The sequence below is a fragment of the Desulfovibrio sp. genome (assembly GCF_047607245.1).
Lineage (GTDB): Bacteria > Desulfobacterota > Desulfovibrionia > Desulfovibrionales > Desulfovibrionaceae > Desulfovibrio.
In genome coordinates this window covers 1-10,964 of record NZ_JASGDK010000165.1, presented here as the reverse complement: position 1 = coordinate 10,964, position 10,964 = coordinate 1, and the positions used below count along the sequence as shown (strand labels likewise).

Genomic DNA, 10,964 nt, shown 5'->3' with positions numbered 1-10,964 from the left:
TCGGAGGATCGTCTTCTTCACGACGCAACAAAGAACTGGTGACAAACCAGTCCGCAAATGTTGCTGCTGGGGGCAATCTCAGCCTGTTAGCCGGTGTATCTGGCTTGACCCCCGGTTCATCCACACAAACCGGGCATGCTTCAGTTGTGGGCTCCAATCTCGCCAGTGGCCAGAATCTTACGGTGGCAGCTTCAGGTAATGTCAATGTGGCCTCTGCACAAAACAGTTCTTACAGCAGCGTCAAAAAATCTTCCTCAGGCGCTTTGGGTTTGAGTTCTTCTTCCAAGGCCAGCGGCAAGACTTCTGTTACCCAAGTTGCCTCGAATCTGGTGGGGCAGAATATTTTGTTGGACGCAGGCAAAAGCATTGGCATAGCTGCATCAAATTTTATTGCCTCGAAAAATATCAACCTTACAGCGCGCGATGGCGACATTAGCGTACTTGATGCAGCCAACCAGTCAACTTCGTGGTCATACAAAAAGCAGACTGGTTTCGGCCTTGGCGGAGGCGACGGTTTTGCCAGTTTTTACGGTACTGAAGGCAAAAAGGAGCAGGGCGCGCAAAGCATAAGCGTCGGATCAAATATGGCAGCGGGAAATGACATCACACTGACTGCGAGTCGCGATGCTGCCATCGTTGGTTCTGGGCTTTCGGCGGGCAATAATATTACCATCAACGCCGGGCGCGATGCCAACATTTTAGGAGGAAGCAACACCAGTTCGTCCAACAAGGAGAAGTTTGCATCTGGGTTTGGCGTAGAAGGTATTCTTGGCCTGGACAAAACCAGTTTCTTTCTTGGCTATCAACAAACAGGCAAAGGAAAAAACCACGATACCTCAAAAAATGCTGCCAGCCAGATAGCTGCAAACAATAATATCTCCGTCAACGCGGGACAAAATGTTAATATGTCCGGATCAAAGCTGACCGCAAATCAGGATTTGAGCATGACCGCTGGCAAGGACATCAATATATTGCAGGCCACGGAAACCGAAAGTGTAAGCGCTTACGAAAAAAGGCTGCGTGCCGGACTTAGCTTGACCTTGTCGCAAAATCTCACGACCAATGCCAAAAATGCCTATGCGGCTGGCAAGCAGGCTGTCAGCAATGTGGAAGATAAAAACGTAACTGGAGCGGGAGGTCAGGCTTATGATGCCTACAGCAGTGCGCAGGCCCTGACCAACCCCAAGGCATCGGCAAGCTTGACTCTGGGCGTAGGTTCTTCATGGAGCAGCAGTGAAAGCCATACTGCCAAGGCTGTGCTTTCAGAACTGTTTGCCGGGCGTGACATGTCGCTGGCTGCTGGCCGTGACGTGAGCATGCAGGGCACGCAGGCCCAGGCCAATAGGGATATGAGCATTGCCGCCGGGCGTGACATCAATATCTATGCGGCACAGTCTTCGGGAAGTTCCTCCAGTAATTCAGGTGGATTTGAGGCCAATGCGGGCATCGGGGCATCAGTGAGCAAAAGCGGCTACGCCTTGGGCATAACGAGTTCTTTGGCGCTGAACGGCTCAACTGGAGACAAAACTTCACATACACGTGATAATGCAAAGCTGGCCGCCGGGGAAAAACTGACCACGGTTTCCGGCCAAGATACTATAGTGGCTGGGGGCAACTTGACGGCAAAGGATGTTGACATGACTGTGGGCCGCAACCTGACAGTTGCCAGTATGCAGAATTCCAGTTCGTCACAAAGCAGCAGCTACAACGCGGGTGCTAGCGTTACAGTGGGGTACGGGGCTGACGTCAGCGTGACTCAGGGGGCCAACTTGGGCTTTGGTTTCCAGAACAGTAACGGCAAGGCCGTAGGCGAGCAGACCTCGATCTTGGGCGGCAACAGCGTGAATATTTACACGGAAAACAATACTCATGTGGCCGGGGCCATCATCGCCGCCCTCAACGATAACCTCAAGCTCAATACTGGTACCCTGAGCTATGAAAATATAGTAGGCAAAACGACGGAAACTGGTATCAGCGCAGGCATCAAGTGGAAGCAAAGTTTTACACCGGAAGGTGAGGCGCAACCAGCCACAGACTTTGGTGAAAGTGGTCAACCTGGACTGGTGAACCAACCTGCAGTGAAAGAAAAAGGATCAGAACTCTACCCAGAAGCGAAACCGTGGATGACAACTTTGGTGGATTCGCAAAAAGACTGGCAAAAAAAATGGATAAACTTCAAGACAAATACTCTGCACAATGTCTCACCAGACAAGTTTTCATACAGCTATAAAGAAACGACTCAGACCGCCTATGCCACCATCGGTAATGGTGAAATAACTGTGCGCAATACTCCTGGTCAGTCTTTGGAAGGTCTGAACCGCGACCCCGATAATGCTATGCGTACGGAAACAACTGCTAAAATAGACATAAACCTGGCCCCTGCGTTTAGTTACGTTGATACCGCCTTAAACCCGAACACTACAACTGATATACTGAACGGATTAAATGACCTGTCTGTTGATCCAGGTAGTTTCTTGCAACGAGTGTTTGCTGGATTATTGGGCGGCAATAAAAATAAGGCTGCGGCTAAAGGAAACAACAGTCCCTTTGGCTCGCCTGAGTCCCAAAAGCCCACTCCTGCGGAACAAGCTTCACAGGATCTTGGCAGTGACCCAATGACCTTTCTGCGAAAGGCGCTGGAAACGATGTTTAGTTCTCCAGATAAAAACAAGCCAGCATCAGACAGCGGGAAATAGAGTAAAATATGCACAAAAATATCGTATTTCTCTGTTTTTTTACTCTGCTTTGCGCTTGCGGCCCATTGCCGGTAACAAACCAGAGCGGCCTTTTTGGGGAGTACCCCGAAAATTATGATAATGGAAAAGGCTTTACGCTCTGGATGCCAAAGAACATGCATGCACGGCAAGGCATATACGATTTCGTTGTTCAAAAATACATAAACTACTGTGTCAATGGTAACTATAATGGTGGAAAATTCGAATCAAACGAAGTTTACAAAGATCTGCCCGATGGTGGTCGCGTATATGCATACTACTACTACTACGACAAAGATTTTGATGCGGGAGTAGATGATCCAGCATTTAATTTAAAACCAATCGCAGTAAAGGTATATTTTGCAGTAATCATGAATTTTATAGTGAACAGAGAAGGTGTAATTACAAAATGCAAATATATGAGAATACGATACTGAGCAAACGCATTTCAGAGGTGTTCTCTGTATAGTTGTTACTCCGTATGCCGAGCGTGAAATTCTCAATCATCGTTCGCAGATTTTACGTTGTGATGCGTTTAATCTGTCAAGATCAGGCTAGTACTGTTACGTTGAATGACTCAAATAGCATTGAAAGGATCAGATCATAGCCACTAAAGATATGGTAGTGGGGGGGGCATTTTTTGGAGGGGCACGGTGTGAGTATTCTGGGCAACGCCAATAAACCTTGCCCCCGCGTTCAGTTACGTAGATACCGCGTTAAATCCGTACACTACAATTAATATACTGAACGGATTAAATGAATTGTCTGTTGATCCGGGCAGTTTTTTGCAAAGGGGGTACTTACTGGATTATTAGGCGGCAATAAAAGTAAGGATGGGGCTAAAGAAAACAGCAGCCCCTCCGACTTGCCAGAGTCCCAAAAGCCCACTGCTGCGGAACAAGCTTCACAAGATCTTGGCCGTGACCCAATGACCTTTCTGCGAAAGGCGCTGGAAACGATGTTTAGTCCTCCAGCTAAAAACAAACCAGCATCAGGCAGCGGGAGATAGGGTGAAATATGTATAAAAATATCGCCTTCTTTTGCCTGTTTGTATTGCTCTGTTCTTGCGGTCCATTGCCTGTAAGAAACCAGAGCGGCCTTTTTGGGGAATACACAGAAAATTTTATTGATACTGACGGCTTTACCCTTTGGATGCCAAAAAACATGCATGCACGGCCAGGCATATACGATTTCGTTGTTCAAAAATACATAAACTACTGTGTCAATGGTAACTATAATGGTGGAAAATTCGAATCAAACGAGATTTATAAAGAATTGTCAGATGGTGGTCGCGTATATGCATATTACTACTACTACGACAAAGATTTTGATGCGGGAGCTGATGATCCAGCATTTAATCTGAAACCCATCTCAGTAAGAGTGTATTTTACTGTAATCATGAACTTTATAGTGGACAAAGAAGGTGTAATTAAAAATTGTAAATATATGAGAATACGAAACTAAGCAAACGCACTTTAGAGGTGTTCTCTGTATAGTTGTTACTCCGTATGCCAAGTATGAATTTTTCAATCATTATTGCTCAGTTTCTCTCGTGATGAGGTGTTGCAGATGCTCGGATCAAGGCGGTGATGTCCCGGTTGAAAACCGCAAGCAGCCCTTGATGGCATGGACATAGCTAGCAAGGGCATGCCACTTCGCGAGCACTCACTTTTTGAGACACACTAGTGGGTATTGGAGGGGGCGACGCTAATAAAATTGGTCCCGCACTCACCAAAACAGAGAGCGCGGGACTCTTTTATCTAATGGGGGATGGTACTTAAAGCTTGAATTTGCTGTTGTCCGCGCGCATCTTGCTCACTGCAGCTACCAGCGCATCCACATTGAGGACCATTTCCATCATGCTTATCTGCTCTTCCCACTTGGCGGGATCGGCAGCTTCCTTCATTTCCGGTTCGAGCACGTGGTACACGCAGAGTCCCAACGGGACTCCGGCCAGGGATCCGGCAAAGGTGGGGTCGCCCAAGGTAACAGTTTCGGCATAAATCTCCGCCCCTTCAGGGTCGGAAGAACCGAGAACCACCACGATGTTTTCACCACCAAACTTTTCAGCGGCGTCTTTTACACGCTGCTGATTTTCCAGATCCATAGCTCCTGCGGCCGTTCAAACGAAGCATTCGGTGGCAGAGAACAAAATCTCCGCTCCCGAATTGGTAAAGACATCCGCCATGGCAGGGCCGGGTACACCGTCCCGTTCACCAAGCAGCAGAAGCTTCTTTCCTTCGAGCTTAGCCATTGCTTTACTCCTTACGATTATGGGCTTTTTATCTGTACGGGCCGATGCGGCAGCCCGTCGTCCACATTGTTGTCTCGTCTACTCCGTCGTGGCGGAGCCAATACGAAGGGTTCTTAATGATGTTGTCGCGGCGTGACTTCCTTGTCACATTAGGTCGAACAAGCCTTTCATGCTGACGTGTACTCTTATGGCACTCGACTAGAATAAAAGGTGTAGCCCGACACAGGATAACCGGAAACGCGCTCGTGACGACACGGCCTAGAGCAGTTTTTCCGTTTCTGCCTTGATGGACTCAAGGGAAACTGCGTCGCCCGTCAGGCGGGCCAAGCATTCGCCGCTCTTGTAGAACAGAATGGTGGGCACGGCCATGACGCGCAGGCTGATGACAAGGCGGCGGTTTTCCGCCACGTTAAGTTTGCAGAATTTTACCTTGCCGTCATACTCGTCGGCCAGCTTTTCCACAGCGGGCATGAGGGCGAGGCAGGGGCCGCACTGCGGACCCCACAGGTCCACTACGCAGGGCATGGAGCTTTGCTGTACCTCGGCTTCATAATTTTCCTTGTCGACAATAATCATTATGCACCTCGCTTTGCTTGCGTATGTTGAATCTTTGCCGATAAGGGCGGGCCGGGGCCTTTGCTGGACAACCCGGCAAGGTCGGCCCGCCTGTCGGAGGATTACATGTACCCGGCGGATGTCAGGATTTCGCGGGCCTTCTCAAGATTGGCCGCAGCCAGCTTGACTACAGGCCCGGTGCAGCCCATAGCAGCCTCGGCGTATATCTTTTCCTTCCACAAGCAACGTACCGCTTGCTCAAGGTCCAGCACGTCAACACCGTGAATTTCCTCGTCCGTGGGTTCTGCAGGCGGGGACTGCACTTCTGCCACAGGGGCCGCTCCCGCCTTTTCAAAAGCGGCCAGTTCCTCGTCCAACCCGGCGGCTTTGGCCCGGCGCAGTTCATCAGCTACCACGGCAGGCAGGGTGCCGCGCACGGCAGCGGCTGTATACGCCAGGGCGTTGGCAATGACCGGAGCGCCCGAAGCGCGAGATATGATGCTCACCACCCGGCTCCAGCCTTCGCCCACCGAGGGGCCGTAGCCCCAGCCTGTGGTTTCATAGGTTCCGCCAGAGGTAAACGCGCCAAAGAGTTTCATAAGCACATTGCCTGTAAGCGTGTCTGTAACGCATACGTCCACAGCGCCGCGCAGAAGGTCATTGCCGCGTAGCAGCGAGCCGCCGTCACCTCTGACGCTCTGCCCAAAACGAAGCTCATAGCCGCGTTCTGCCATGCGGTTTAGCGCCCGCAGCACCTGCGGGGCCGCGTCCACATTGAGCACACCCAGCGAGGGCGACGTCAGGCCCATAACTTTAGCCACAGCCATGCCCAGAACGGCGTTGCGCAGCAGCGCCTGTTGCCTCAGGGACGCGCTTATGCCCGTCGTGCAGGCCACAAACATTGCCTTGCCCAGAGCGGGAGTCAGAATGCGGCCTACAGTGGTCACGCCCAGCGGGAAGGGATAATGCAGAGCCACAGCACCTTGAATACGCCCCTCTTCCAGGGCTTTTTCCATACCTGCGGCCAATTCACCGCCCTCGCAGCCTGTTTCAATCCAGTCCATACCTGCAGGAATAAGAGCCGTAGGCCGTGGGCCCACGCCGACCACAGTCAAGGAAGTGTCTTCTTTCATGACTGCAGCGGCAGCCGAAAGAAATTCGGTATCAGAATGTTCGCCGCCAGCAGCCATGAGGCCGATGCGGCACGGTTCGCGCCCGCTGCGCGCCCGCGTCACCAGACCCTCAAGAGCCTGACCGAGGATGGCGCGCTTGTCGTTTTGACTTGCCATAAGCCTGCCTCCTACTGATCCTTTTGCAGGTTGGCCGCCATATCGCCCAAGGCTGTCAGCAGCATTTCGGTCACGTCCTGCTGGCTGACGCCCTGCGGCTTTGCCGCACCTGCCCCCGGAGCTTCCATAATAAATGAAGCGCCGTCGGCCAGATTGGTCAGGCGGCCCAGAAAAAGGCTGCCCTTGCCTATGATCATTGCGCGCTTGATGCGGCCTTCCTTGATGGCTTCAATGGCGTGGCCCACGTAGGGCACGCCTGAAGGAATGTGCCCCTGAATGGGCGCAAAACCGGGCATGCCGCGCTCTGCCACAAACTTGGGAATGTCGCCGCGCTCAATTTGCCCCTTCATGACGGCCAGGGCGGCAATCATCTTGTAATTGGCCTCTGGCACGTTGCCAGCTCCTGCGGGCAGGGTTACTTCAGCGTTGTGCAGTTCAGGTGCGTACTTGTCTACATCCGTAAGTTTCAGACCCACGCTGGCCAACGGATCGAAAGTGATGGCAGTTGTGATGGCCTGAGGCGAAGCGCCAGCGCCCACAGTGTGTTTGCCAATGCCGTCCAGCCGCATTACCGGGGTCTGGCCGTCATCAGGAGTCAGCAGCAGGGCAAAACTGCCGATGCAGTTTTCAAGCGGTACAACGCCTTTTTTGATATGGTCGCGCGCGTTCATGTAGAGCTTGGGAACCGAACCGCCACTGACCACAACCACATTGGGCCGCACACCGCTAGCCACCATGCTGGCAGAAGTAATAAGGGCCGCCACTGGGCCAGCGCAGAAACCGCGCACGTCAAACCCGCTGGCATTGACGCATTCAGCTATCTCGGCCAATGCCTTGGCCATGTTGCCGCCGCCGCGCTGCATAGCGTCGCCCACGGCTTCTTCAGAGCACTCCACCACAAAATCCACATCTGGCGGAGCGATGCCAGCATTCTTGATAAGGTGCAGCAGGGCCAGCACGCCGCTGGCTTTGCTGGCCAGGTTTTCCAGCATGACCCCGGCTTCAAGATTCTCGTCCGTATCGTGTGCCCGACGGCAGCAGCCCACAAGCTTGCCCTTGATATACAGGGGCAGGGCATGATGTTTTTCAATAACTTCGCGCAATTCAGGCTCAGGTCTTCCTTTTTCCAGACGGGCAATCTGCTTTTCGCCCATGACCGGATTTTGGGCCAACTTTACGGCCACAGCTGCCGCAAAGCTTTCTTCCAGCCATATGAGGTCGAAGACGTCACATATATCCATAAGCCCGATGAATTCGTCTTCGGGCATGATTTCACCAAACTTTCCGAAACGCTGCGTCTCGCCCAAGTTGTCAATCCAGGGTGCAGGAGCCTTTTCCAGCTCCTCCAGACTCATGCTGCCCACATAGGTTTTATTGGGCGCGTAGGCGGCGGCTTGTTCCCAAGTTTGCGCGTGTTTGGGAAGTTCACGCAGAAATTCGGAGTCAGGCTTGGCCTTGCGTTCTTGAGCGGGAGTGCCCCCATAGTGCAGGGCCAGCTCCGGCGCGAAATTCAGGCAATATGCGGCTGCCTTGATGCCAACGGTCATCATAATGCTATCCTCCGCGTGCTTAAAATTGCAGGTATGAGTATGCCGACATGGCAGCCCGCGCGCCGTCGCCAGCTGCCGTCACCACCTGGCGCAGCGAGGTGTCACGCACGTCGCCTGCTGCAAAAATACCCGGAATCGAAGTTTGCAGTTTGTCGTCGGTAATAATCCAGCCAGCGGCGTCTGTTTGCAGCAGGCCTTGCGTGTACTCGGCATTGGGCAATGTGCCGATAAAGATGAACACGCCGTTCAGTTCGATGTTCCGCAGTTCATTGGTTTTCACATTGCGCACTACAATCTTTTCCACGATGTCGCTGCCCTCAATGGACTCCAGCACGCTGTCCATAACGGGCACGATCTTGGGATTGGCCAGGGCGTGCTCCACCACCAGCTTGTCGGCGCGGAATTCATCGCGGCGGTGGATAAGGTAAACCCTGGAAGCAAAGCCCGTGAGGTAGCAGGCTTCTTCCACGGCGGTATTTCCTCCGCCGATGACGGCCACCTCAAGGTCTTCAAAAAAGGCGGCATCACACACAGCGCAATAAGAAACGCCCATGCCCGTGTATTTTTTTTCTCCGGGGCAGCCCTGCTTGCGAAAATGGGCCCCGCTGGCCACGATGACGGCTCCGGCGGCTACTTCGCTGCCGTCCTTGAGGGTTATTATTTTTTCTCCATCGCGAACTTCGAGCTTCTGCACAGAAACAGAACGAAATTCCGCCTTGAAAAATTCCGCATGGGCGCGAAAGGCGTCGGCCAGACCCGTGCCTGTGCCGTCGATGATACCGGGGTAGTTTTCAACCCTGCTGGTCGTCAGGATCTGGCCTCCCGGACGGCCCTTTTCAAGCACAAGAGTGTCAAGGCCTGCGCGCTTGCCGTAGATAGCGGCGGAAAGTCCTGCCGGGCCAGCGCCGATGATGACCAGTTCACGCTTTTCCATAAAAACTCCTTGTCGGGGTGGCCAGCATGCGACTGCGGCATGCATTGAGCCACCTGGCAAAATCTGCTGTGCTTTTTCCGCCTTCAGCCCCGGCGACCCGAGGATCACAGCACCCAAGGACCGCCGGAGCCTTACCGGAGGGGATTTAAAATACCGTCTGCCCGTCTACCTTGGTGGTCAGAGCCTTGAACGCCTTAAGCACCAGATCGCGGCGAAGGTGCTTTTCTTCTGCGGGGGACAGTTCGGGATTGCCAAGAGGGTAGGGTATGGAGACAGTGGGCACGATTCTGTTGGCCCCGATGCTTAAAGAGATGGGAACAATGGTGCACATATGGACTACGGGCACATCAGCGGCTTCTTCAATGGCCTTGGCGAGCGTTGCGCCGCAACGCGTGCAGGTTCCTCATGTGGAGGTGAGGATTACCCCATCCACATGAGCCGCCTTGAGCTGTGAGCCTATTTCAGTGCCGAACTTGCGGGAGTTGGCCACGGACGTTCCGTTGCCTACGGTGGTGTAGAAGACGTTGTAGAGCTTGCCGATCTTGCCTTCCTTTTCCAGATCGCGCAGCACATCAATTGGCAGCACGCGGTCGGGGTCCTGGTTGGCGTAGGTTTGGTCGTAGCCGCCGTGTGCGGTCAGGTACTTGCCCTTTTCAAGATCGTTAACGCCTTCGATGCTGTATGAGCCGAAGTTTTGCGCCGACGAAGCGGCGATATGATCAGGGTTGCCTTCGGGCACGATGCCGCCCGAGGTGACCACGGCAATGGTAGCCTTGCTCAGATCAGCGATGGCCGGGCGGGGTTCCACACGGTCAAAGATGGGCATGGCATATTCAGTCTTGAACTCTTCGCCCTTGATCTTCTTGAGAAGCATGCGCACAGCGCGTTCCGCTCCTGGTTCGGCATAAAACATGTTCTTTCGGATGCCTTTAGGGAAGATGCCTTCGGCCTCAGGATCGGTGATTTCTTCGCCGCGCAAAAGCTTGAGCATGGCTGCGGACATAGCGGGTACGGCCTTGCCCATACCACGGGCGCTGTCGGAAGTTTCAATGATGGTCACTTCCTTGCGGTACAGGTCCACGCCGGGACTTTCGCGATACATGCCGCTGACCACAGGCAAGTCAAGCTGCTTGTTGACGGCCGCGCATACAGCGCCGCAGGCTGTGCCGTAGCGGCCAGCGTTAAAGGCCGGGCCAGCAATGACGCCGTCGGCCCCAAAGCGCTTTACGGTTTCCACCATCTGGGTGGCCACCTCATCAAGGTGATTGGCGCAGTAGTTGTCGCCACAAACAAATGTTGCCGCTATTTCTGCCTGACCGGCAAGCGCCGCCTTGAAAGCCACGCCCGGCCCCACAAGGCCTTCGCGCACTTCGGGGGCGATGTCGGCCTTTTCTTCACCGCCGATTCCGGCAAAAAACTGATTGATATAGTGTACAAGCTTATATGCCATGATGATCTCCTGCTCCTTGAGCTGGCAGCGCTCCCCTATAGGGTGCGGCCACCGATGCGGTTGAAGCCCAGTTCATTGGTCGCGCCAAGAATGGCCTGCAGTTCCACTTCAAGGCTGCCGTCTTCGCGCACAGAGCCGAAGAATCCGCCAGCAATGGTTTCAGCAGGGGCCAGATCGCCGATGACCTTCGTCATGGGCGGCAGAACGATAAGTTCGTT

General features: G+C 53.4%; 10 protein-coding genes. 3 read left to right on the top strand and 7 right to left on the bottom strand.

Going from position 1 to position 10,964, the window contains the following annotated elements; translation table 11 throughout:
- From QM579_RS12390 to QM579_RS12380, 3 genes are all read left to right on the top strand, one after another.
- Nucleotides 1-2,696: hemagglutinin repeat-containing protein (locus QM579_RS12390; protein ID WP_414999445.1), on the top strand; the 2,696-nt coding region annotated here is incomplete at its 5' end.
- 8 nt (nucleotides 2,697-2,704) lie between these two features.
- Nucleotides 2,705-3,151 (top strand): hypothetical protein, encoded by a 447-nt coding sequence (locus tag QM579_RS12385; RefSeq protein ID WP_414999444.1) that lies wholly within the window; start codon nucleotides 2,705-2,707, stop codon nucleotides 3,149-3,151.
- A gap of 580 nt (nucleotides 3,152-3,731) precedes the next feature.
- Nucleotides 3,732-4,178, top strand: coding sequence for a hypothetical protein (locus QM579_RS12380; protein WP_414999443.1), 447 nt, complete (start codon nucleotides 3,732-3,734; stop codon nucleotides 4,176-4,178).
- Between the two features lie 313 nt (nucleotides 4,179-4,491).
- Here QM579_RS12380 and grdA read toward each other — a convergent pair whose 3' ends face one another.
- From grdA to QM579_RS12345, 7 genes are all read right to left on the bottom strand, one after another.
- Nucleotides 4,492-4,968, bottom strand: coding sequence for a glycine/sarcosine/betaine reductase complex selenoprotein A (gene grdA / locus QM579_RS12375; protein ID WP_414999442.1), 477 nt, complete (start codon nucleotides 4,966-4,968; stop codon nucleotides 4,492-4,494).
- 258 nt (nucleotides 4,969-5,226) lie between these two features.
- On the bottom strand, nucleotides 5,227-5,544 hold the full coding sequence (locus QM579_RS12370; protein ID WP_414999441.1) for a thioredoxin family protein: 318 nt from the start codon (nucleotides 5,542-5,544) through the stop codon (nucleotides 5,227-5,229).
- Between the two features lie 101 nt (nucleotides 5,545-5,645).
- Nucleotides 5,646-6,812, bottom strand: a complete 1,167-nt coding sequence (grdD, locus tag QM579_RS12365) for a glycine/sarcosine/betaine reductase complex component C subunit alpha (RefSeq protein ID WP_414999440.1) — start codon at nucleotides 6,810-6,812, stop codon at nucleotides 5,646-5,648.
- Between the two features lie 11 nt (nucleotides 6,813-6,823).
- On the bottom strand, nucleotides 6,824-8,362 hold the full coding sequence (gene grdC / locus QM579_RS12360) for a glycine/sarcosine/betaine reductase complex component C subunit beta (RefSeq protein WP_414999439.1): 1,539 nt from the start codon (nucleotides 8,360-8,362) through the stop codon (nucleotides 6,824-6,826).
- A gap of 19 nt (nucleotides 8,363-8,381) precedes the next feature.
- Complete coding sequence (trxB, locus tag QM579_RS12355) at nucleotides 8,382-9,296, bottom strand: thioredoxin-disulfide reductase (protein WP_414999438.1); 915 nt, start codon at nucleotides 9,294-9,296, stop codon at nucleotides 8,382-8,384.
- A gap of 145 nt (nucleotides 9,297-9,441) precedes the next feature.
- A complete protein-coding gene (gene grdB / locus QM579_RS12350) occupies nucleotides 9,442-10,746 on the bottom strand; it encodes a glycine reductase complex selenoprotein B (protein ID WP_414999437.1) in 1,305 nt (434 codons plus the stop codon).
- A gap of 35 nt (nucleotides 10,747-10,781) precedes the next feature.
- The coding region (locus tag QM579_RS12345; protein WP_414999436.1) for a glycine/sarcosine/betaine reductase component B subunit at nucleotides 10,782-10,964 on the bottom strand (183 nt) is incomplete at its 5' end.

Excerpts from the sequence above, each read along its gene's own strand:
- trxB (WP_414999438.1), bottom strand. The coding sequence starts at position 9,296 with ATGGAAAAGCGTGAACTGGTCATCATCGGCGCTGGCCCGGCAGGACTT.
- QM579_RS12370 (WP_414999441.1), bottom strand. The coding sequence starts at position 5,544 with ATGATTATTGTCGACAAGGAAAATTATGAAGCCGAGGTACAGCAAAGC.
- QM579_RS12385 (WP_414999444.1), top strand. The coding sequence starts at position 2,705 with ATGCACAAAAATATCGTATTTCTCTGTTTTTTTACTCTGCTTTGCGCT.
- grdD (WP_414999440.1), bottom strand. The coding sequence starts at position 6,812 with ATGGCAAGTCAAAACGACAAGCGCGCCATCCTCGGTCAGGCTCTTGAG.
- grdC (WP_414999439.1), bottom strand. The coding sequence starts at position 8,362 with ATGATGACCGTTGGCATCAAGGCAGCCGCATATTGCCTGAATTTCGCG.
- QM579_RS12380 (WP_414999443.1), top strand. The coding sequence starts at position 3,732 with ATGTATAAAAATATCGCCTTCTTTTGCCTGTTTGTATTGCTCTGTTCT.